At 62.9% G+C, this 21196-nt stretch carries 20 protein-coding genes and 1 tRNA gene; 11 read left to right on the top strand and 10 right to left on the bottom strand.

From position 1 onward, the window contains the following. The 6 genes from lptB to RID42_02765 form a co-directional block, all read right to left on the bottom strand. Complete coding sequence (gene lptB, locus RID42_02790; protein MEQ8246584.1) at positions 1 to 771, bottom strand: LPS export ABC transporter ATP-binding protein; 771 nt, start codon at positions 769 to 771, stop codon at positions 1 to 3. A gap of 58 nt (positions 772 to 829) precedes the next feature. After that, positions 830 to 1354 carry a lipopolysaccharide transport periplasmic protein LptA gene (gene lptA, locus RID42_02785; GenBank protein MEQ8246583.1) on the bottom strand — a complete coding sequence of 175 codons (525 nt, stop codon included), beginning with the start codon at positions 1352 to 1354 and terminating at the stop codon, positions 830 to 832. Further along, positions 1351 to 2016: a hypothetical protein gene (locus tag RID42_02780; protein ID MEQ8246582.1), complete on the bottom strand. Its 666-nt coding sequence runs from the start codon at positions 2014 to 2016 to the stop codon at positions 1351 to 1353. Before RID42_02780 ends, lptA begins: the two co-directional genes overlap by 4 nt. Continuing rightward, on the bottom strand, positions 2013 to 3008 hold the full coding sequence (locus tag RID42_02775; protein MEQ8246581.1) for a KpsF/GutQ family sugar-phosphate isomerase: 996 nt from the start codon (positions 3006 to 3008) through the stop codon (positions 2013 to 2015). Before RID42_02775 ends, RID42_02780 begins: the two co-directional genes overlap by 4 nt. A 162-nt stretch (positions 3009 to 3170) precedes the next feature. After that, positions 3171 to 3779, bottom strand: coding sequence for a ribonuclease D (locus RID42_02770; GenBank protein ID MEQ8246580.1), 609 nt, complete (start codon positions 3777 to 3779; stop codon positions 3171 to 3173). A gap of 58 nt (positions 3780 to 3837) precedes the next feature. Continuing rightward, a tRNA-Leu gene (locus RID42_02765) sits at positions 3838 to 3924 on the bottom strand. A gap of 113 nt (positions 3925 to 4037) precedes the next feature. Between RID42_02765 and RID42_02760 the strand changes: the two genes are divergently transcribed. Next, entirely contained in the window at positions 4038 to 4991 is a 954-nt protein-coding gene (locus RID42_02760; GenBank protein MEQ8246579.1) for a complex I NDUFA9 subunit family protein, read from the top strand. Between the two features lie 34 nt (positions 4992 to 5025). Here the strand turns inward: RID42_02760 and RID42_02755 are convergent, their stop codons facing one another. After that, positions 5026 to 5847 carry an undecaprenyl-diphosphate phosphatase gene (locus tag RID42_02755; protein ID MEQ8246578.1) on the bottom strand — a complete coding sequence of 274 codons (822 nt, stop codon included), beginning with the start codon at positions 5845 to 5847 and terminating at the stop codon, positions 5026 to 5028. A 237-nt stretch (positions 5848 to 6084) separates the two neighbouring features. On the opposite strand from RID42_02755, the gene RID42_02750 reads away from it, so the two are divergent. From RID42_02750 to RID42_02730, 5 genes are read left to right on the top strand one after another with little or no spacing between them, the layout of a single operon-like run. Next, the gene (locus tag RID42_02750) at positions 6085 to 7605 is read left to right on the top strand and encodes an NAD(P)-dependent oxidoreductase (GenBank protein MEQ8246577.1); all 1521 of its coding nucleotides are present in this window, start codon (positions 6085 to 6087) and stop codon (positions 7603 to 7605) included. Further along, entirely contained in the window at positions 7544 to 12100 is a 4557-nt protein-coding gene (gltB, locus tag RID42_02745; protein MEQ8246576.1) for a glutamate synthase large subunit, read from the top strand. Before RID42_02750 ends, gltB begins: the two co-directional genes overlap by 62 nt. 43 nt (positions 12101 to 12143) lie before the next feature. Further along, positions 12144 to 12812, top strand: a complete 669-nt coding sequence (locus RID42_02740) for a glutathione S-transferase family protein (protein MEQ8246575.1) — start codon at positions 12144 to 12146, stop codon at positions 12810 to 12812. Positions 12813 to 12825: 13 nt separating this feature from the next. Further along, the gene (gene queG / locus RID42_02735; GenBank protein MEQ8246574.1) at positions 12826 to 13947 is read left to right on the top strand and encodes a tRNA epoxyqueuosine(34) reductase QueG; all 1122 of its coding nucleotides are present in this window, start codon (positions 12826 to 12828) and stop codon (positions 13945 to 13947) included. Further along, positions 13944 to 14804, top strand: a complete 861-nt coding sequence (locus RID42_02730) for an SDR family oxidoreductase (GenBank protein MEQ8246573.1) — start codon at positions 13944 to 13946, stop codon at positions 14802 to 14804. Before queG ends, RID42_02730 begins: the two co-directional genes overlap by 4 nt. A gap of 14 nt (positions 14805 to 14818) precedes the next feature. Here RID42_02730 and RID42_02725 read toward each other — a convergent pair whose 3' ends face one another. After that, the gene (locus tag RID42_02725; protein ID MEQ8246572.1) at positions 14819 to 15598 is read right to left on the bottom strand and encodes an alpha/beta hydrolase; all 780 of its coding nucleotides are present in this window, start codon (positions 15596 to 15598) and stop codon (positions 14819 to 14821) included. A gap of 14 nt (positions 15599 to 15612) precedes the next feature. On the opposite strand from RID42_02725, the gene RID42_02720 reads away from it, so the two are divergent. The 3 genes from RID42_02720 (at position 15613) to infC (ending at position 19433) form a co-directional block, all read left to right on the top strand. Next, the gene (locus RID42_02720) at positions 15613 to 16806 is read left to right on the top strand and encodes a glycosyltransferase family 4 protein (protein ID MEQ8246571.1); all 1194 of its coding nucleotides are present in this window, start codon (positions 15613 to 15615) and stop codon (positions 16804 to 16806) included. A gap of 78 nt (positions 16807 to 16884) precedes the next feature. Continuing rightward, positions 16885 to 18807, top strand: coding sequence for a threonine--tRNA ligase (thrS, locus tag RID42_02715; GenBank protein ID MEQ8246570.1), 1923 nt, complete (start codon positions 16885 to 16887; stop codon positions 18805 to 18807). An 83-nt stretch (positions 18808 to 18890) separates the two neighbouring features. Further along, positions 18891 to 19433, top strand: coding sequence for a translation initiation factor IF-3 (infC, locus tag RID42_02710; GenBank protein MEQ8246569.1), 543 nt, complete (start codon positions 18891 to 18893; stop codon positions 19431 to 19433). A gap of 26 nt (positions 19434 to 19459) precedes the next feature. Here infC and RID42_02705 read toward each other — a convergent pair whose 3' ends face one another. Together RID42_02705 and RID42_02700 are read right to left on the bottom strand one after the other, a co-directional pair. Then, entirely contained in the window at positions 19460 to 20086 is a 627-nt protein-coding gene (locus RID42_02705; GenBank protein ID MEQ8246568.1) for a cation transporter, read from the bottom strand. Next, positions 20087 to 20386 carry a metalloregulator ArsR/SmtB family transcription factor gene (locus RID42_02700; protein ID MEQ8246567.1) on the bottom strand — a complete coding sequence of 100 codons (300 nt, stop codon included), beginning with the start codon at positions 20384 to 20386 and terminating at the stop codon, positions 20087 to 20089. 179 nt (positions 20387 to 20565) lie between these two features. On the opposite strand from RID42_02700, the gene rpmI reads away from it, so the two are divergent. Together rpmI and rplT are read left to right on the top strand one after the other, a co-directional pair. Further along, positions 20566 to 20763, top strand: coding sequence for a 50S ribosomal protein L35 (gene rpmI, locus RID42_02695; GenBank protein MEQ8246566.1), 198 nt, complete (start codon positions 20566 to 20568; stop codon positions 20761 to 20763). A gap of 9 nt (positions 20764 to 20772) precedes the next feature. Then, positions 20773 to 21159, top strand: coding sequence for a 50S ribosomal protein L20 (rplT, locus tag RID42_02690; protein ID MEQ8246565.1), 387 nt, complete (start codon positions 20773 to 20775; stop codon positions 21157 to 21159). Positions 21160 to 21196: the final 37 nt, after the last annotated feature.

Raw genomic sequence — 21196 nt, 5'->3', positions numbered from 1 at the left:
CTACAGCGTGAAGCGATCGCCGAGATAGACTCGGCGAACCGCCTCGTGGGCGACGATTTCGGAGGGCGGTCCTTCCATGAGGATGCCGCCGTCATGGAGGATGTAGGCGCGGTCGACGATTTCCAGCGTCTCGCGCACGTTGTGGTCGGTAATCAGGACGCCGATGCCCCGGTCCTTGAGGTGGGCAACGAGGTCGCGAATATCGCCAAGCGCGATCGGATCGATTCCCGCGAGGGGTTCGTCCAGCAGAATGAAGCTCGGGTTCGAAGCCAACGCGCGGGCGATTTCCACCCGCCGTCGCTCGCCGCCCGACAGCGTCACGGCCGACGCCCGGCGCAGATGCTCGATCGAGAATTCCGCCAGCAACTCCTCAAGGTATTCTTCGCGGCGATGATGGAGCGGTTCGGTCACCTCAAGCGCGGCACGAATGTTGTTCTCGACGGACAGGCCGCGAAAAATCGACGCTTCTTGGGGGAGATATCCGATGCCGAGACGGGCCCGGCGGTACATCGGCAGGCTCGTAATGTCGTGCCCGTCCATCGAAATCGTGCCGTAGTCCGGGGCGACCAACCCGGTCATGCAGTAGAAGCACGTGGTCTTGCCGGCCCCATTGGGACCTAACAGAGCGACAGCCTCGCCGCGTTGCACCGACAGGCTGACGTTGCGCAATACCGGACGTTTGCGGAAGGATTTCCCGAGGCTGCGCGCAACCAGTCCCTCGTTGTGGGCAACGAGTCTGGGGCCGCTTTCTTCGGTCTGAACGTCAGTCATCGATCAAATACTACCCTATACCAGTCCGGACTCTCGCCCCGATTTGGTTAACAGACCGTCAAGGCGCGGTGCCGCGGCGGGGCACGAAAAGACCACGAACGCGACCGTCGCCGGTTGTTTGGTCGGCGTCCATGGAACTCCGGCCAGTGCGAAGGTCCAAGACCAACCGGCTGCCCTTGAGGACGTTGTCGCCTTGGGTCAGGACGACCCGCCCGGTCAAGACGATCACCGCATTGTCGACGTCGTAGGCCCCTTGGTCGCCCTCGGCGGTTTCCCCGCCCGAGGAGAAGAAGACTTTCCCTTCAGCGTCGATCTTGGAAATTGCCTGGGCCGTGTCCGCGGTGGCGCTCTCTTGGTAGTGAACCCAGAGCTTCTCCGCCCGGAGGACCATGTTGCCTTGCTTGGCGTCGACGTTGCCGCTGAACACTGCAATTTGGTTGTCCTGTTGGACTTCCAGTGCGTCGGCGGCGATTTCGATCGGCAGGGCGGTGTCGTGGGCGCTGCGGAATTGGGCGTTTGCGCTCGCGGGGAAAAGGAGTGCGCCGCTCACGACCAGCGCGGCAACAACCGCGCCGATCCTCATGGTGCGGCCGGGGGTTGGAGGGTCATCCGAACGCGCCCCTCGAAGAAAAGACGCTGACCGTTGCGTTCAATGCGAAAGGTATCCGCGCCGAGCGCGCCCATTGGGCCGTGGGCTTGCACCGGGCGACGCCCCCACGCGATACCGTTTTCAAGGTCGATATCGACCGCGGCGGTTTGCAGCGCGAAGCCGTTGTCGGCGAAAATTTCGACACCGCCTTGGAGGGCGAGGTTCTGGGCGGTTCGGTTGTACAGGCCGGAGGCCGACATGAGAGAGATCCAAGACCCGCCCGAAAGGGTCATGTCGGCCTGCAGGGTCTTGAGGTCGATCTTTTCGGGGTTCAAGGCGTCCGGTACGGCGGTGTCTGCGGTGATCACGAAGGGCTGATTTCTCGCATCGGTGCCGACGAAGCGAGCCCGAGTCATGCCGGCGTCGCCGGCGTCGCCGTCGGGGATGGCAGCGAGGGATACCCGAAACGTCGCTCCTTCGTCTTGGGTTTGCGGCCATGCCACGAGCACCATGACGAGCGCCGCGGCTGTCAGCGGCAGCATCACCTTCATCAAGCTGACGAAGCGGCTGTATTTTCGGCCGATCCCGCGGGCCGGTGGTGCCGGGAAATACCCCCCCTTCGGCGCGGCCGCCGCGCCGGTTGCCCTGGCCGTCATGCCGCGCCGGCCTGCAAGCAATCGTGCAGCCGCAGAATCCCGACGACGCGCCCGTCATCGACGACGAAGAGGTTGGTGATTTTGCCCGCCATGAGCGCGAGCGCTTCGGCGATCAAGCTATCGGAGGTAATTGTTTGCGGCCCCGGGGTCATCACCGCCGCTGCGGGTAGTTCGAGAAGCCCGGGGGACATGTGCCGGCGAAGATCGCCGTCGGTTATGATACCGGCCAATTTGTCGCCGTCCTCGACAATGCCGGCGCACCCGAAGTTCTTCGCCGACATCACCAGGAGGACTTCGGACATCGAGGTTGTTGTCGATGCCAAGGGAACCTCGGTCCCCTTTCGCATCAGATCGCCGACCCGCAGCAAAGCTGCGCCCAATCGTCCGCCCGGATGCAGCACCCGGAAATGATCGGCGGAAAAGCCGCTGCGTTCCAGCAAGGCGACGGCAAGCGCATCGCCCAGCGCGATCATCATGGTGCTCGACGTTGTCGGTGCCAGCCCCATCGGACAGGCCTCGGCGATCGACGGCAACTGGAGCACCACCGTCGCGGCGCGACCGAGCGTCGACTGGGCGTTGTCGGTAATAGCAATGAGGGGGATGCCGAAGCGCTTGGCATAGGTCAGGATGTCGGCCAGTTCGGCCGTCTCGCCGGACTTCGACAGGAGGACCACAGCGTCCCGCTCGGTGATCATGCCAAGGTCGCCGTGGCTGGCTTCGCTGGGATGGATGAACTGTGCGGGTGTTCCAGTCCCTGCCAAGGTCGCCGCAACCTTGCCGGCAACATGGCCCGACTTGCCGATGCCGCCAACGATAACGCGGCCTTCGACGTTGGCGAGGATTTCGACGGCGGCGGTAAAACGGTCGTCCAAGCTGCGGGCGAGCTCCGCGAGCGCGGCGGATTCCTGGCCAAGGACACGGTGTGCTGTCGCTAGATCGCGGTCATCCGCGTTCTGGGAAGCCAAACGATGCGTGCCAAGACCCGACGTCATGCAAAACTGCCTCTAGGTTGCCCGGTGCAACCGGAACTCTACTCTACTTTGTTTATGGCCCTGGCGGAGGCGAAATTCAATAAACGGCGCCGCAACTTGCGCGGCTGGGCGCCAACTTAGTGCGCCGCGGGCGCTGGTTTTGGAGCGCCGGGGCGGCGCCGGTTAATGAGCGAAGATGTCGTCTTCGGGCCAGCCGGCGCGGTCGAGGACCACCCGCGTCGGTAGAAAGTCGAAACAGGCCTGTGCGAGGGTCGTGCGTCCCTCACGTTCCAGCATCGCGTCCAGTCTTTCGCGCAGCCGATGGAGGTAGAGGACGTCTTGGGCCGCGTAGGTCTGTTGGTCGCCCGACAATTCCGCCGCGCCCCAATCGGACGATTGCTGCTCCTTGGAGAGGTCGATCCCGAGCAACTCGCGGCAGAGATCTTTCAACCCGTGGCGGTCGGTATAGGTGCGCACGAGCTTCGACGCGATTTTGGTGCAGTAGACCGGTCCCGCCATCGGACCGATATGCTTGCTGAGCATCGCGATATCGAACCGGCCGTAATGAAACAGCTTCAGGGTACCGGTATCCGCCAACAGCGCGCGTAGATTGGGCGCCGCAAAATCCGCCGGGTGGCGAAACTGCACGAGGTGGCAATCTTCGTTACCGCCAGAAAGCTGTGCCAGGCAGAGCCGATCGCGGGTGAGCGAAAGGCCGGTTGTTTCGGTATCGATCGCGACGATCTTGCCGAGGTCGAGGCCAGCGGGGAGATCGTTCTGATGCAGGAAGATCTTGGGCGCGGGTGCGATGTCGGCCTCCCTCTGCGTTTCGATCGATCTTGTCGACAGTTGGTGCCCAGGAGAAGACTCGAACTTCCACGGCCCGAAGGCCACTAGCACCTGAAGCTAGCGCGTCTACCAGTTCCGCCACCTGGGCTTAGAGCCGAGACTGGTAAAGAGAGTCGGCTAGGCGTGTCAAGCGCGCTGCACACTCATTGACCGTTTGCCGTGCGCCGCTAAGATCGCCGCATTCACGAAGCGGAGGATTGGATGCGCGACCGACTGATTACCGTCATTGGCGGATCGGGGTTTATCGGGCGGCACTTGGTGCGGCGATTGGCTGCGCAGGGGCACCGTATCCGGATCGGGGTCAGGCGGCCGGAATCGGCTCGTTTCCTGCAGCCGCTCGGCGATGTCGGCCAAATCGTACCGGTGCAGGTCAACGTCCGCGACGACACATCGGTGTTGGCGGCGCTGAACGGCGCCTGGGGCGTCGTCAACCTCGTTGGGGTTCTGCGCAACAGCGGTCGGCAGACGTTTTCGGCGTTGCACGCCGAGGGTGCCGGGCGGGTCGCGCGGCTGGCCCGACTGGGCGGGGTCGACCGCCTTCTACAAATGTCGGCGATCGGTGCCGCGGTCGACTCGATCTCATCCTATGCCCGGTCCAGGGCGGAAGGCGAAGACGCCGCTGCCGCCGAGTTCACGGGTGCGACCGTGATCCGCCCCAGTTTGGTGTTCGGCCCGGAGGACCAGTTCTTCAATCGGTTTGCGGCCATGGCAGGGGTTTCGCCGTTTCTGCCGGTGTTTGGCGATTCGGTGGCGGCGGCCGGCACGACCCGGTTTCAGCCGGTCTATGTCGGGGATGTGGCGGCGGCCATCGCGCGGTGCCTGTCGGACGAAGCGACCGGCGGGAAGACCTACGAGCTTGGCGGCCCGCGGATTTACACGTACCGGCAGTTGATGGAGTTGGTGCTCGAATACACTGGTCGCCGCCGGCTTTTGTTGCCGGTTCCCTACACGATCGCCGCGGTAGGCGCGGCCTTCGCAGAACTGATTCCGGGCGGTCCGTTGACCCGCGATCAAGTGAAGTTGCTGCGGCTCGACAATGTGTGTGGCGATCTGCCGGGCTTGGCCGATTTGGGTATCGAGGGGACGCCGGTGGAGGCTGTGGTGCCGGGTCTCCTCACGCGCTTTCGCAAAGGTGGGCGGCCCGTCGCGGCTTAGGTCGGTCCGTCAACCGCCAGCCCGGTAAACAAGATCAGGTCAGGCCGACCGCGTCGAAGCTGTAGATCCATACCAAAAGGCCGGCACCCAGGATCACGCGGTAAATTGCAAACGGGGTGAAGGAGGCGCGGCGTAGCCACGCGAGCAGCGCGGCGATTGACAGCAGCGCGAAGCCAAACGCCAAAAGCCCCGTGAAGAATGCCTCGCTCAGCGCCGCGCCGCCGCCCAGTTGAGCTGCGTCGAGCGTGACCAAAATACCCGCGGCAAGGATTGTCGGGATCGATAGCAGCATCGAGAAACGAGCGGCTTCGGCCCGCTCAAACCCAAGCATGCGCGCAGCCGTCATGGTGATGCCGGAGCGGCTGGTGCCGGGCACCAAGGAAAGAACTTGCGCAAGACCGATCAGCGCGGCGTGGCCGAGCGTCATCTGCTCGATCTTGCGGACGGTGAGGAAGAGCCGGTCGGCCAGGAACAGGACGATGCCAAAAACGAGGGTCGTCCAGGCGATGATTTCGGGATTGCGAAGCTGATCGGAAAGCCCGAAGGCTACCAGAAGGCCGCCGGCGATGACGACCGGGATCGACCCCAGCATCAGCAGCGAGACCAACCGGGTCGCAGTGTTCCGCCGCCCGCGCAACAAACCATAGGTGCCGGCGAATAGGGTTCCGACATCGCGCCAGAAATAGGCGACGACCGCGAGCAGGGTGCCGAGGTGGACTGCAACGTCGATCAGCAGTTTTTGGTCGGGCCACCCGATCACCGCGGGAACGAGGATCAAATGGCCGGAGGAGCTGACCGGGAGGAACTCGGTCACGCCCTGGACTGCGGCGAGAACAAAGAGCTGAAGGAGCGTCATTAAGAACTACTGTGACCGACGGGCCTTAGCTACCACACCCAACATCGGCAGGCCAACGCGGTAAATATAGTATCGTTTCGGAACTAAAAATGCATAGGACGAGGCCGAGCGCGCGCGAATCGGCTTGAAATTTTGAAAAACACAAAATGTATGTCATACATGCTGCCCTATACTGTGTTTTTGGCTCGCAGAGGCGCCGAATTCGTCCTATGAAATTGGCGTTACCAAGGGGATCGTATGCCGGAGAACCTACTCAAATTCGTCGACGTCGCGCAGGAGCACCCTGAGAAGAGGGCGGCCCAAGCGCGTACCGACGACTTTCAAGAAATCTACGAGCAGTTCCTGCGACCGAAGGCGGCGGTGCAAGCGGCGCGGTGCTCCCAGTGCGGCGTCCCTTTTTGCCAAATCCATTGTCCGCTCCACAACAACATTCCCGACTGGTTGAAAATGACCGCGGAGGGGCGCCTCGACGAGGCCTATGAGATCTCCTCGGCGACCAACAATATGCCTGAGATCTGTGGGCGGATTTGCCCGCAGGACCGGCTCTGCGAAGGCAACTGCGTCATCGAGAAAGGTTTTGAATCCGTCACCATCGGGGCGATCGAGCGCTATATCACCGACACCGCCTGGGAAAAGGGGTGGGTCAAACCGCCGACGCCGGTCCTGGAGCGCGAGCAGTCGATCGGCATTATCGGTGCGGGTCCCGGCGGTATGGCGGCGGCCGAGGAGCTGCGCCGGCTAGGGTACCAGGTCGTCATCTACGACCGCTACGACCGCGTTGGCGGTTTGCTGATTTACGGTATTCCCAACTTCAAGCTGGAGAAGGAAATCGTCCGACGCCGCGCCGAACTTCTCAAGGATGGGGGGGTTCACTTCGAGCTGGGTTTCGAAGTCGGCCGCGATGCGACCTTGCAGGAACTCAGGGACAAACACGCGGCGCTCCTGATCGCGACCGGAGTCTACAAGGCACGCGACGCCGCGCTGCCGGGGGTCGGTCTTGGGAACATCATTCAATCGATGACGTTCCTGACGGCGTCCAATCGCAAGGGACTGGGCGATGTCGTGCCGGAATTCGACAGTGGCGACCTGAATGCCGAAGGCAAGAAGGTCGTCGTTCTCGGCGGTGGCGACACCGCAATGGATTGCGTGCGCACCGCCATTCGCCAGGGCGCGACATCGGTCAAGTGTCTCTATCGCCGCGACCGTACGAACATGCCGGGGTCGATGCGTGAAGTGGAACACGCCCAAGAAGAGGGCGTCGAATTTGTCTGGCTCACCGCGCCGGAGGCCTATCTTGGCGACGACGTCGTGCGCGGTGTGCGCGCAGTACGCATCCGGCTCGGCGCCCCCGATGCAACCGGGCGCCAAACGCCGGAAATCGTCGAAGGTTCCTCCCATGAGATCGAAGCGGACCTCGTCATCAAAGCGTTGGGTTTCGATCCCGAGGATCTGCCGACGCTGTTCGGCGAACCGGGTCTCAGCATCACCGGCTGGGGTACCGTCGGCGTCGATTTCAAAACCAAAATGACGAACCTGGACGGCGTCTTTGCCGCCGGCGACATCGTCCGCGGCGCGTCTTTGGTCGTTTGGGCCGTGCGCGACGGACGCGACGCGGCCGCATCCATCCATTCGTTCCTGCAAGACAGGATCGCCAACCAACCGAAGGAACCGGATCGTTCCGAACGCGGAGGCAGCAATGACAAAGGCAAAGACGGAAAAAGACCAGGCCGGCGCCGCGTTCGTCAAAGCGTGGTCTGAAAACGCCGAATACCTCGCGGCGCGCGGTCTTTACGATCCCGCCGACGAGCACGCATCGTGCGGCGTCGGCTTCATCGCCTCGGTCGACGGGCGCCCGCAGCGCGAAGTCGTTCTTGCCGGCATCAACGCATTGCGCGCGGTGTGGCACCGGGGCGCGGTCGGGGCCGATGGCAAGACCGGCGACGGCGCCGGTATTCACGTCCAAATTCCGCAGGACTTCTTCAAGCGCCACGTCGCCCGCACCGGCCATGAGCCGTCAAAGGGGTTGCTCGCGGTCGGGCAGGTATTTCTGCCGAAGACCGATTTCAGCGGCCAAGAGGCATGCCGGTCGATCGTAGAAACCGAAATCCTGCGATTCGGCCACCGTATCTACGGCTGGCGCCAGGTGCCGGTCGATGCATCCATTGTCGGCGAAGTCGCAAATGCAACGCGCCCCGAGATCGAACAGATCATGATCGCCAACGGCCGCGGTGCGTCCGAGGACGAATTCGAGCGCGACCTTTATGTTATCCGGCGCCGGATCGAACGCCGCGTGATCGAAGCGCAGGTTCGGAACTTCTATATTTGCTCGTTGTCGTGCCGCTCGATCATCTACAAAGGCATGTTCCTCGCCGAGCAACTCACGAACTTCTATCCCGACCTTCTGGACGAGCGGTTCGTCTCGAACTTCGCGATCTTTCACCAACGCTATTCGACCAACACGTTCCCGACCTGGGAGCTTGCGCAACCGTTTCGCACGCTCGCCCATAACGGCGAAATCAATACGCTGAAGGGCAACGTCAACTGGATGAAGAGCCACGAGATTCGCATGATCTCGGAATACTTCGGCGACCACGGCGAAGACATGAAGCGGGTCGTCCAAGCGGGGAGTTCGGACTCCGCTGCGCTCGATTCGGTATTCGAACTGTTGGTGCGCGCGGGCCGCGACGCGCCCTCGGTCAAGACGCTGTTGATCCCGGAAAGCTGGTCGAACAAGTCGCATATGCCCCCGGCGCAACGGGCCATGTACGCCTATTGCAATGCGGTCATGGAACCGTGGGACGGCCCCGCCGCGATCGCAGCGACCGACGGCCGTTGGGTGATCGGCGGGATGGACCGCAACGGTCTACGCCCGCTGCGTTACACGTTGACCGATCGCGGACTGCTGTTCGTGGGGTCGGAGACCGGCATGGTTCCGATCGACGAGCGTTCGGTGATCGAAAAGGGCCGCATCGGGCCCGGACAAATGATCGCGGTCGATCTCGCCGAGGGCAAATTCTACCACGACCGGGAGATCAAGGGCCGTCTCGCAGCGGCTTACCCCTACGAGGAGTGGGCCAAGAATATCCGCCGGTTGGACAAGAAGATCGCCGGCAAAGCGGCGACGCCCGCGATCGACCGCGCCGACCTGCGCCGCCGTCAGGTTCTCGTGGGTCACACGCTGGAGGAGATCGAACTGCTCCTCCACCCGATGGTCGAAACCGGGAAGGAAGCGACCGGGTCCATGGGCGACGACACGCCGCTGGCCGTTCTGTCGAGCGGCTACCGCGGCCTGCACCATTTCTTCCGGCAACAGTTCAGCCAAGTCACCAACCCGCCGATCGATTCGCTGCGCGAACGCCGCGTCATGAGTCTGATCACGCGGCTTGGCAACCTCGGCAACATGCTCGAAACCGATTCCAGTCAGACCAACATCCTGCAACTCGATTCGCCGGTGTTGACCTATGCCGAGATGGACCGGCTGCGCGAACTTCTCGGCAGCCAAGCGGTGGAGGTCGACTGCACCTTCGAGGTCGGTTCCGAATCCCTGCGCGACGCCATCGACCGCATTCGCGTTGCCAGCGAAGAAGCGGTGCGCCGGGGCCCGGTGCACCTTTTTCTAACCGACGAAAACGTGTCGGCGACCCGGGCGCCGATCCCGATGATTCTCGCTGCCGGCAGGATCCACACGCACCTTGTCGAGCAAGGTCTTCGGACGTTCTCGTCGATCAACGTTCGCTCGTCCGAGTGTCTCGACGTTCACTATTTCGCCGTCCTGATCGGGGTCGGCGCGACGACGGTGAACGCCTATCTCGCCGAAACCGCCATTGCGGATCGGCAGGCTCGAGGTTTGTTTGGCGACCTCGACATCGACACTTGCCTTGAGCGCTACAAGGAAAGCGTGGACGCGGGCCTTTTGAAGGTCATGTCGAAGATGGGGATTGCCGTGATCTCGTCCTATCGCGGCGGCTACAACTTTGAAGCGGTTGGACTGTCGCGCACCGTCGTGGCGGAAATGTTCCCCGGCATGGTCTCCCGGATTTCGGGGATCGGCCTGCCCGGGATCGAGAAGAAGGTTCTGGATCAACATAGCAAAGCCTTCGCGCAGGGCGTGGTGACGCTCCCCGTCGGCGGGCTTTACCGCTATCGCAACAACGGCGAAGTGCACGCGTTCGACGGCCGGTTGATTCACTTGCTGCAAACGTCCCTCGAAAAAGATTCCTACGAGATCTACAGCCGGTATGCGGAAGCGGTGCATAAGATGCCGCCGGTGCAGTTGAGGGATCTCCTCGGGTTCCATTCGGATCGTGAGGCGATCAACGACGACAACGTCGAATCCATCACGAAGATTCGGCAACGGTTCGTCACCGGCGCCATGTCGCTGGGTGCGCTCAGTCCCGAGGCGCACGAGACCTTGGCTATCGCGATGAACCGAATCGGAGCGAAATCCGATTCGGGCGAAGGCGGCGAGGCGCGCGAGCGGTTTTCTCCGCGGCCCAACGGCGACAACGCCAACTCCGAGATCAAGCAGATTGCGTCGGGCCGTTTCGGCGTCACCGCCGAGTACCTCAACAAGTGCGGCGAGATCGAAATCAAAATCGCGCAGGGCGCCAAGCCGGGCGAGGGCGGGCAGCTACCGGGTTTCAAGGTGTCGTCCTTGATCGCGAAACTGCGGCATTCGACTCCGGGAGTCACGCTGATCTCCCCGCCGCCGCATCACGATATCTATTCGATCGAGGATTTGGCGCAGCTCATTTACGATCTGAAGCAAATCAACCCAACGGCGTTGGTCAACGTCAAGCTGGTGGCCGAAGCGGGGATCGGCACGATTGCCGCCGGCGTCGCCAAAGCCAAGGCCGACGTCATCATGATTTCCGGCTATTCGGGCGGCACCGGCGCGAGCCCGCAGTCGTCGATCAAGTATGCCGGCGTGCCGTGGGAGATGGGCCTGACCGAGGTTAACCAGGTCCTGACCCTCAACCGTCTGCGGCACCGCGTAAAACTGCGGGTCGACGGCGGTTTCAAGACGGGCCGCGATGTGGTGATCGCCGCGATGATGGGGGCGGAGGAGTACGGAATCGGCACCGCCGGCCTCGTCGCGATGGGCTGCATCATGGTCCGCCAGTGTCATTCCAACACCTGTCCGGTCGGCGTCTGTACGCAGCGCGAAGACCTGCGGGCCAAGTTTGAGGGAACGCCGGAAAAGGTCGTCAATCTGATGAGTTTCATCGCGCAGGAAGTGCGCGAGATTTTGGCTGGGCTTGGCTACAGCCGATTGGACGAAATCGTCGGGCGCACCGACCTTCTCGTCCAGGTGAGCCGCGGCGCCGAACACCTCGACGACCTCGACCTCAACCCGCTGCTCGTTCAAGCCGATCCGGGTGACAGCCCGCGCGTCTTCTCGATCGAAGGACGCAACGAGGTCCCCGATACGCTTGACGCCCAGATGATTAAAGACGCGCACGAAGTCTTCGACCGGGGCGAGAAAATGCAACTTGCCTATAGCATTCGCAACACTCACCGTGCGATCGGAACGCGGTTCTCCTCCAAGCTGGTGCGCCGGTTCGGTCCCGACGGGTTGACGCCCGATCACATCACCGTCCAGTTGCGCGGCTCGGCCGGTCAATCTTTAGGTGCGTTCGCGCTCCAGGGGCTCAAGCTTGTCGTTTCGGGTGACGCCAACGATTACGTCGGCAAAGGGCTTTCGGGCGGCACAATCGTTGTACGCCCCGTGCCCTCCGCGCCGATTACCAGCAACGAGAACGCCATCATCGGCAACACCGTGCTGTACGGCGCGACGTCCGGAAAGCTGTTCGCCGCCGGTCAAGCCGGGGAACGCTTTGCCGTACGCAACTCAGGCGCGCGCGTCGTTGTCGAGGGATGCGGCTCCAACGGTTGCGAGTATATGACGGGCGGGACCGCGGTGATCCTCGGGCCTGTCGGCGACAACTTTGCCGCAGGGATGACGGGCGGCATGGCGTTCGTCTATGACCGCGAGGGTACGTTCGAGCAGAACGTCAATACCGAGCATGTGACCCATCAACGCATCCAATCGGCCCATTGGGACCGGGTATGCCGCGAACTCGTGGAAGAGCATGTGGCCGAAACCGGATCGACCTTTGCCGAGGATCTATTGATCCATTGGGATCTTGAGATCGGCAGTTTCTGGCAGGTCGTCCCCAACGAAGTCGTGGCGGCGCTGGAGCATCCGCTCGTCGACGGCGGGGATGCACTTAGGTCCGCCGGAAGCGACTGAGCCGGGCGAGCCGGCCAACGCAAGCGTGGTAAGCTAACGGACGATGCTGGCCCTCCATCATTTTTGGCTATGTCCGTTTAGCCGCAAGGTACGCGTCGTGCTTGGCGAGAAAGACATCGCGTTCAACCTCGTGTTCGAGAAATATTGGGAACGTCCGGAAGCGTTTCTGGCGTTGAATCCCGCAGGCCAAGTGCCGGTGCTGGTCGACGACGATGGGACGGTACTGGCCGATAGCAATGCGATTTGCGAGTACCTCGATGAGTCCTATCCTGATCGCCCGCTGATCGGATTCGACGCCCGTGCCCGCGCCGAGACGCGCCGGTTGGTTGCGTGGTTCGATGGAAAGTTTTTCGACGAAGTCACCCGCAACGTTGTCGACGAAAAAGTACTGAAGCGGTTCATGCGGATGGGTCACCCCGATTCCGGCGCGATCCGCGCCGGCCAGCAGAATCTGGGTTATCACCTCGACTATATCGGCTGGTTGATCGAGCGCCGGAACTGGCTGGCGGGGGACGACTTCGGCCTCGCGGATGTCGCCGCGGCTGCACAGTTGTCCTGTGTGGATTACCTCGGCGACGTCCCATGGACCGATCATGAACCGGCGAAGGATTGGTACGCACGGGTCAAGTCGCGGCCGAGCTTTCGTACCCTGTTGGCGGATCATATTCCGGGCCTTGTGCCGCCGAAGCACTATGCGGATCTCGACTTCTGAGCGAGACCACGCGGTGGACACCCACGGCGACGCGATCCGCGCCCGGGCGCTCGAATTGGGTTTCGATGCCGTTGGCGTGGGGCCGGCCGACATTGGCGCGCGGCCCGGGGAATTGCTGGCGGCATTTCTGGGCGACGGGGCCCACGGCGACATGACATGGCTGGCCGAGCGGGCCGACGAACGCCGGAACCCGCCCGCGTTGTGGGACGGCGTGCGTAGCGTCGTTTCGGTCGCGATGAACTATGCCTCCCCTGACGATCCCCTCGCCGCGCTGGCGCACCCCGAGCGCGGCGCGATTTCGGTCTATGCGCGCGGCGACGACTACCACGACATCATGAAAAAACGTCTCAAGGAATTGGGGCGCTGGGTGAGCGACTACCTGGGAGTCGCGGTCAAGGTCTTCGTCGATACGGCGCCGGTGATGGAAAAGCCGATCGCGCAGTCCGCCGGCTTGGGTTGGCAGGGCAAGCATACGAACCTGGTGTCGCGCACCTATGGCTCGTGGCTCTTTTTGGGCGAAATCTTCGTTGCCGCCGAGTTGCCGCCCGATGTGCCGCACGCCGACCGCTGCGGCACCTGCGCGCGGTGCATGACGGCCTGCCCGACGGAGGCCTTCCCGGCACCCTATCGGTTGGATGCGCGGCGATGCATTTCCTATCTGACGATCGAGCACAAGGGGCATATCGATCGGGCGCTGCGACCGCTGATCGGCAATCGTCTCTACGGTTGCGACGATTGCCTCGCCGCGTGTCCATGGAACCGGTTTGCCCAGGTCTCCCGGCATGCCCAGCTATGGGCGCGGGCGGAGTTCAGGGCACCGGCGCTGGCGGACCTTGTCGGCTTGACCGACGGCGCGTTTCGCGACCTCTTTCGCAAGTCGCCGATCAAGCGGACCGGCCGGGCGCGTTTCGTTCGCAACGTCTTGATCGCGATCGGCAATAGTGGCGACCGGACGTTGCTGCCGCACGTCGTCGAGCGGCTGCGCGACGAGTCGCCGTTGGTCCGCGCCATGGCTGTCTGGGCGCTTGGTCGCCTTGGCGACGCTGACACGTTGGATCGATTGGCATCGGATCACCGCGCCGCCGAAACCGATCCGCAGGTTCTCAAGGAATGGGGCCAGGTGCAGGCGCCATGACCAAGAAGCTAGTGTGTCTGGGTATGGGGTACAGCGCGGCGGCGCTGGCCGAGCGTTTGGCGGCCCAAGGTTGGGCGGTCGTCGGGACCTGCACGTCGGCGGAAAAGCAGGCGGCCCTCGCGGCGCGCGGCGTTACAGCGGCACTGTTTTCGCGCCAAGAGCCGCTTTCCGCCGATATCCTCGTCGGCGCTACCCATCTGGTTTCGTCGATACCGCCCGATGATCATGGCGATCCGGCGGCGGCGTGGTTGGCCGCAAACGTCGCGGCAGCCGGCGGACTGGAATGGGCTGGTCTGCTGTCGACGACAGGGGTCTACGGCAACCGCAACGGCGACTGGGTGGATGAAGACGCAGACCTTCGGCCCACCGCCGTGCGCAGCCAACGCCGCGCCGATTCGGAACGGGCCTGGCTCGGGCTTCACCGCGCCCAGGGAATCCCAACCCATATCTTTCGGCTCGCGGGCATCTATGGACCCGGCCGCAACCCCTTGGACCGGATTCGGCGGGGCGAAGCTCGGCGGATCGTGAAACCCGGCCTCGTGCTGGGGCGCATTCATCTTGAGGACATCGTCGGTGTCCTTTGCGCGTCGATGGAGAAACCGCGGCCAGGTGCCATCTACAATGTGACCGACGACGAACCGGCACCGCCCCAGGATGTGGTGACGTACGGCTGCGGTCTGCTCGGGATCGATCCGCCGCCGCTCGAAAATTTCGCCGATGCCGACATGTCGGCCATGGCGCGCAGCTTTTACGTGGAGTGCAAACGGGTGTGCAACGACCGGATCAAGCGCGAGCTTGGCTACCGGCTGCGCTACCCAACCTATCGCGACGGCCTCGCCGCGCTTGCGGCGGCCTAAGGTGTCGGCGCGCCCTAACCGGCGCGCGCGCAGGTTTCTTCCACCGTCCGCAAGATTTGGCTGATCTGTGCCGGTTCGGATAGTCGGTGGTCGCCGCCCTTGATCAGAGTGACCGCGACATCGCGGCTGGTGAGTGCATCCACCGTTTTCATCGCGTGCTGCCACGGGACATCCGCGTCGTCGAGGCCGTGGATCAGTCTGACCGGTCCGTCAAAGGGGATGGGTTGGCGCAAGATAAGGTGCTGGCGGCCCTCGACGATGAGGGCGTGGGCGATCGGGGTCGGCTCCGGATCGTAGGGCGACGGTTCGAAATAGATACCGTCGGTTTCGAGCGTTGCACGGATCGTTTCGTCGAACGTGTCCCACATCAGATCCTCGGTGAAGTCCGGCGCAGCGGCGATTCCGACAAGGCCTGCAACCCGGTCCGGTCGCGCACGGGCGAGGAGGAGCATGATCCAGCCGCCCATGCTCGATCCGACCAGAACCTGAGGGCCGGTGGTGAGTTGCTCCATGACCGCCAAAGCATCCTCAAACCATCGTCCGATGGTGCCGGCGCGAAATTCGCCGGACGATGCGCCATGGCCGAAATAGTCGAAGCGAACGAACGCACGACCGGCTTCGCGGCAGGCCTGCTCCAGCGCAGTCGCTTTGGTGCCGGTCATATCCGAGCGAAAGCCACCGAGAAAGATCACGCCGGGTGATTCGCCTCGCGTACAATGATAAGCAATGTCGAGGCCGTCGCCGCGCGCCAGTTTCTGCGGCGACTGTTCAGTCTGGTGAGATATTTCGTTCATAGGCTTCCGGTCGCATGATTCCCGTTGAAAAGACACGTCCGCTCCGAAGCGGTCCCCGCGTCCCGGCGATCTTGCAGGTGTTGCCCGAACTCGTCACCGGCGGAGTCGAACGCGGCACCGTCGATGTTGCCGCGGCTGTGGCGAGCATGGGCTGGGTCAGTATCGTGGCCTCGGCGGGGGGGCCGATGGTCGCCGATCTCGAGCGTGTCGGCAGCGAACATATCACGCTGCCGCTGCAGACAAAGAGACCCTGGACGATGCACCGCAATGCCGGCGCTTTGACCGAGCTGATCTTCGACCGCAAGGTCGATATCGTCCATGCGCGCAGCCGCGCACCCGGCTGGAGCGCGATGATCGCGGCGAAACGAATCGGGACGCATTTTGTGACGACCTACCATGGGACGTACAACGCGACCAACCCGATCAAGAATTTCTACAACTCTGTCATGGCCCGCGGAGAGCGGGTGATTGCGATCTCGGATTTTATTGCGCGCCACATTCAACAACGGCATGGCGTCGATCCCGGTCGCATTGTCACGATACATCGTGGCGTCGATGTCGGGCTATTCGATCCAGAGCGCGTGTCTGCCGAGCGCATGATTCAACTTGCGACAGCTTGGCGTCTTCAGGACGGCATGCCGGTGATCATGTTGCCGGGCCGCCTGACCCGGTGGAAAGGACAAAACGTCCTGATCGATGCCCTCGGTCACCTCGGGCGGGACGATGTCCGGTGTCTCCTCGTCGGATCGGATCAAGGGCGCACCGGATACCGTTACGAGCTGGAAAAGCTCGTACACAGTCGAAACCTCGACCATGTCGTCCATATTGTGGATCATTGCCGCGATATGCCGGCGGCCTACATGCTGGCCGACGTTGTGGTTTCGGCATCGACCGACCCCGAGGGCTTCGGGCGGGTTGCCGTCGAGGCCCAAGCCATGGGCCGACCCGTTGTCGCCACCGACCATGGCGGCGCGCGGGAGACGGTCCGGCCGGGCGAAACCGGGTGGCTGGTCCCGCCCGGGGATGCCAAAGCGCTCGCCGACGCGATTTCCGCGGCGATCGCGATGGACGCCACGGCACGGGCGAAGATGGCGACCGTCGCGCGGGCCCACGTTGTCGAGCGCTTTACGGCAGCCCAGATGCGCGCCGCGACGATCGCGCTTTACCAGGACGTTCTGGGGCTAACGCCCCAGGGGCCGGTTTCTTGACTTGGGCGGCGAACGCCCCAAGTATCCGGCCCGACGCGGCATTCGGACCCCCACGAACTCAGTGAAGATCGCTTAACCATGGTTGCCATTACCTTGCCCGATGGGCGCATCCAAGCCCACGACGGCCCCGTCACCGGGGCCGACATTGCCCGCGGGATCGGTCCGGGCTTGGCCAAGGCCGCCCTGTGCATCCGGGTGGATGGGGCATTGTGGGATTTGTCCCGCGAGATCGACTGCGATGCGTCGATTGCCATCGTGACGGCGAACGACGAAGCCGAAGCGCTCGATATCCTGCGCCACGATGCCGCCCATGTACTCGCCGAAGCGGTCAAGGAGCTATATCCGGAAACGCAGGTCACGATCGGACCGAATATCGAGAATGGCTTCTTTTACGATTTTGCCCGCGAAGAACCGTTCACGCCCGAGGATCTCGAAAAGATCGAGGTGCGGATGCACGAGATCGTCGACCGTGACGAGACCATCGTTCGCGAGGTGTGGGAGCGCGACGCGGCCGTCGCTCACTTCACCCAAAAAGGCGAGGTCTACAAGGCCGAAATCATCGGCGGATTGCCGATCGAGGAAGACGTCTCGGTGTACCGCCAAGGCGATTTTCTGGACCTTTGCCGCGGCCCCCATTTGCCGTCCACGGGCCGGTTGGGCCACGCCTTCAAATTGATGTCGATTGCCGGCGCGTACTGGCGGGGCGATTCGCGCAACCCAATGTTGCAACGAATCTACGGCACGGCGTGGCGCAACGAGAAGGAACTCAAGGCCTATCTGCACCGGTTGGAAGAGGCGGAGAAGCGCGACCACCGGCGCATCGGTCGGGAACTGTCGTTGTTCCACCTCCAGGAAGAGGCGGCGGGCAGCGTGTTCTGGCATCCCAAGGGTTGGACGATCTACCGGGAAGCCGAACAATATATGCGCCGGCGTCTCGACGCCTCGGACTACCGCGAGGTCCGAACGCCGCAACTCATCGACCGCAAGCTGTGGGAGGCGTCGGGTCACTGGGAGAAGTTCCGAGACAATATGTACACGGCCGACGACGAGGGTGACCGGGTCCTTGCCCTGAAGCCGATGAACTGCCCCGGGCATGTGCAGATCTTTCGGCAAGGCCTCAAGAGCTACCGCGACCTACCGTTGAGGCTTGCGGAATTCGGATCGTGCCACCGGAGCGAACCGTCGGGCGCGCTGCACGGATTGATGCGTGTCCGGCAGTTTACGCAAGACGATGCGCATATCTTTTGCACCGAAGATCAGATCAACGCCGAGACCCTCACATTCTGTGCGCTGCTCCAGTCGGTGTACCGTGACTTCGGCTTCGATGACGTAAAAGTATTGTTTGCCGACCGCCCGCCCGTGCGGGCCGGTTCGGATGCCGTTTGGGATCGTGCTGAGGCGGCACTCCGCGAAGCCGTCGACAGCGCGGGGCTCGACTGGTCGCTCAATCCGGGCGAAGGGGCGTTCTACGGTCCGAAGCTTGAGTTCCATCTGACCGATGCGATCGGTCGGTCGTGGCAGTGCGGCACGTTACAGGTCGATTTCGTACTGCCCGAACGGCTCGATGCGACCTACATCGGCGAGGACGGGGCAAAGCACCGCCCGGTCATGTTGCATCGGGCGATCTTGGGCAGTTTCGAGCGCTTTATTGCGATTCTGATCGAACATCACGCGGGGCGCATGCCGCTGTGGCTGGCGCCGGTTCAGGCGGTGGTCGCGACCATCACCGAGGCCGCGGACGACGCAGCCCGCGACGTTCGCGACCAATTGGCGGCGGCGGGCCTGCGTGCCGAGCTCGACCTGCGCAACGAGAAGATCAATTACAAGGTACGCGAGCACTCGTTGGCGAAGATTCCCTACATTTTCGTTTTGGGTGAGCGCGAAGCCGCTGAAAAGACGGTATCGGTCCGCAAGCTGGGCGATAAGCAGCAAGAAGTCCTTGCGCAGGATAGGGCAGTCGATATCCTGCGCCAGGAAGCGGCCCCACCGGATCGACGGTAGCGCCGATTTCACCGACAGGACGTTGGACGCGGCCAAGCTGCGGCGGCGGTCTGTCGATTTGAAGCAACGGAAGGGAGTTACGCATACCCAGGAGACCACACCACGCGCCGCCGCCTGTCGCAAAACAAGGGCCGCGCGTCAACGACGAGATCAACGTTAACGCCGTTAGGCTGGTTGCAGCCGATGGCGAAGTCGTTGGCGTCGTTGGAATTGAAGAAGCCCTCGCCATGGCTGAAGAAGCCGGTCTGGACCTCGTCGAAGTCGCCCCCAATTCAAGCCCGCCCGTCTGCAAGTTGCTGGACTATGGAAAGTTCAAATACGAGGCGCAGAAAAAGGCGAATGCTGCCCGGAAAAAGCAAAAAGTCATCGAGGTCAAAGAGATCAAGATGCGACCGGGGATCGACGACCATGACTACGACGTCAAGATGCGCTCGATCGTCCGATTCATCGACGAGGGCGACAAGGTCAAGGTGACGCTCCGCTTCCGGGGCCGTGAAATGGCCCACCAAGACATTGGGATGCGCGTTCTCGAACGGGTGCGCGACGACGTCGAGGAAATGGCTAAGGTCGAGCAGTTCCCGAAAATGGAAGGCCGCCTTATGACGATGGTCATCGCCCCGCGCTAGTCGGTGTCAGGCCGCTGTCCCTTGCGTCATTCCAGACCGAGGCGCACGGCCTTCAGTTCTTGGTTGGCTTGGGCGATCACCAGATAGGCGCTTTGCAGCGCCAGACCGCCCATGACCAAGCCGACCACGACGTCCGGCCAACCGCTGTTTGTCAGGAAAACAGCAGCGCCTGCCGCGATCACCGCGACGTTGCCGATGGCATCGTTGCGGGTGCACAGCCAGACCGAGCGGCGGTTCGAATCGCCTGATCGAAAACGAAACAGGATGACGGCGCTGGTGACGTTTGCAACCAAGGCAGCGACGCCGATACCGCTCATCATCGGTGCCGAAGGGACCGTCTCGATCAGCGCGTGATGGATTGAGGCCCCCACAACCCAGGCACCGAAGAGCGCCATCGTTGCGCCTTTGAGCAACGCGGCGGAGGCGCGCCAGCGCAAGGCGAAGCCGAGGACGGCCAAACTCAGCGCATAGGTTGCCGCGTCGCCCAGGAAGTCGAGCGCGTCCGCCTGAAGCGCGACCGAGCCGCCAACCAGCCCAGCCGTCCCTTCGACCGCGAACATGGCGGCATTGATGACGAGAACCGCGATGAGCGCCTGGCGGTAGCGGGAATCGATGGCGGGTGGCGTTGGGTGGTGGTGCGTACAACCGGGCATCTAGCGCTTCTCGTCGGTGGTGTCGGGCTCGGATAGATGCTCCAGCATGTCGGTGAGGACGCGGTCGATATGGTGGTCGGCCAAGGTGTACAGGACAAGCCGACCCTTGCGGTCGCCGCTAACGATCCGCGTCGCGCGCAGGAGGCGGAGATGATGGCTGACCAACGAGGGCGACAGCCCGGTCGCCTGGGCGATGTCGCCAACGGGTATCGGCCCCTTGCGGCACTCTAGAAGGATGCGCAGGCGGCTCGGGTCGCCCAGGAGGCGGAAGACCTCCGCGAGTTCCGTTAGATCGTCCATATGGCCTATATATCAATAGGTGTTCATATATTCAAGTTAACTATTTTGGGTGCGCGGCGTGACGCGCGGGACCCTTGTTTTGCGCCCACCGGGCCGCTATAACCCCCGCCTCAAGGTGGCCGGGCCGAAAGGGCATGCCTATCCGCCGAAAAGCTTCAGCGCGATTTGAAAGGAAGCAAATGCCCAAGCTAAAGTCGAAAAGCAGCGCCAAAAAGCGCTTCAGCCTTACCGGTACGGGCAAAGTCCGCGGCAATCAGGCCAACAAACAGCACGGCATGATCAAGCGGACCAACAAGCAAATCCGCGAACAGCGCGGGACGTCGATCTTGAGCGCACCAGACGCGAAGATCGTCAAACGCTTCATTCCATACGGTTAGGGCAGTTCAATGGCACGCGCAAAACGGGGCGTTACGTCGCACGCCCGTCACCGCAAGGTTATCAAGGCCGCGAAAGGTTTCCGCGGTCGTAATAAGAGTTCTTTTCGCGTTGCGATCGAGAAGGTCGAGAAGAGCCTTCAGTACGCGTACCGCGACCGGCGCGTCCGGAAGCGCGAATTTCGCGCACTTTGGATCCAGCGCATCAACGCCGCCGCGCGCGAGCACGGTCTGACCTACGGGCGATTTATCAACGGCCTCAAGCTCGCGGGCGTCGAGGTCGATCGCAAGGTGCTGGCCGATCTCGCCGTCAAAGAGCCCGGGGCCTTCGGCAAACTTGTCGAAGCGGCGCAATCCGCCCTCGCTACCGCACCGGAAAAGGCTGACGCGACGGCCTAAAACGGCCCTCTCGGAAAGTCACTCTCGAAGGGCCCAA

The sequence above is a fragment of the Alphaproteobacteria bacterium genome, assembly GCA_040216735.1.
Taxonomy (GTDB): Bacteria; Pseudomonadota; Alphaproteobacteria; order SHVP01; family SHVP01; genus CALJDF01.
Note: the sequence above shows the minus strand (reverse complement) of the source record. Positions and strands in the feature narration are given on the sequence as shown.

Excerpts from the sequence above, each read along its gene's own strand:
- lptB (MEQ8246584.1), bottom strand. The coding sequence starts at position 771 with ATGACTGACGTTCAGACCGAAGAAAGCGGCCCCAGACTCGTTGCCCAC.
- lptA (MEQ8246583.1), bottom strand. The coding sequence starts at position 1,354 with ATGAGGATCGGCGCGGTTGTTGCCGCGCTGGTCGTGAGCGGCGCACTC.
- RID42_02780 (MEQ8246582.1), bottom strand. The coding sequence starts at position 2,016 with ATGACGGCCAGGGCAACCGGCGCGGCGGCCGCGCCGAAGGGGGGGTAT.
- RID42_02775 (MEQ8246581.1), bottom strand. The coding sequence starts at position 3,008 with ATGACGTCGGGTCTTGGCACGCATCGTTTGGCTTCCCAGAACGCGGAT.
- RID42_02760 (MEQ8246579.1), top strand. The coding sequence starts at position 4,038 with ATGCGCGACCGACTGATTACCGTCATTGGCGGATCGGGGTTTATCGGG.
- RID42_02755 (MEQ8246578.1), bottom strand. The coding sequence starts at position 5,847 with ATGACGCTCCTTCAGCTCTTTGTTCTCGCCGCAGTCCAGGGCGTGACC.
- RID42_02750 (MEQ8246577.1), top strand. The coding sequence starts at position 6,085 with ATGCCGGAGAACCTACTCAAATTCGTCGACGTCGCGCAGGAGCACCCT.
- gltB (MEQ8246576.1), top strand. The coding sequence starts at position 7,544 with ATGACAAAGGCAAAGACGGAAAAAGACCAGGCCGGCGCCGCGTTCGTC.
- RID42_02740 (MEQ8246575.1), top strand. The coding sequence starts at position 12,144 with ATGCTGGCCCTCCATCATTTTTGGCTATGTCCGTTTAGCCGCAAGGTA.
- RID42_02730 (MEQ8246573.1), top strand. The coding sequence starts at position 13,944 with ATGACCAAGAAGCTAGTGTGTCTGGGTATGGGGTACAGCGCGGCGGCG.
- RID42_02725 (MEQ8246572.1), bottom strand. The coding sequence starts at position 15,598 with ATGAACGAAATATCTCACCAGACTGAACAGTCGCCGCAGAAACTGGCG.
- RID42_02720 (MEQ8246571.1), top strand. The coding sequence starts at position 15,613 with ATGATTCCCGTTGAAAAGACACGTCCGCTCCGAAGCGGTCCCCGCGTC.
- thrS (MEQ8246570.1), top strand. The coding sequence starts at position 16,885 with ATGGTTGCCATTACCTTGCCCGATGGGCGCATCCAAGCCCACGACGGC.
- RID42_02705 (MEQ8246568.1), bottom strand. The coding sequence starts at position 20,086 with ATGCCCGGTTGTACGCACCACCACCCAACGCCACCCGCCATCGATTCC.
- RID42_02700 (MEQ8246567.1), bottom strand. The coding sequence starts at position 20,386 with ATGGACGATCTAACGGAACTCGCGGAGGTCTTCCGCCTCCTGGGCGAC.
- rpmI (MEQ8246566.1), top strand. The coding sequence starts at position 20,566 with ATGCCCAAGCTAAAGTCGAAAAGCAGCGCCAAAAAGCGCTTCAGCCTT.
- rplT (MEQ8246565.1), top strand. The coding sequence starts at position 20,773 with ATGGCACGCGCAAAACGGGGCGTTACGTCGCACGCCCGTCACCGCAAG.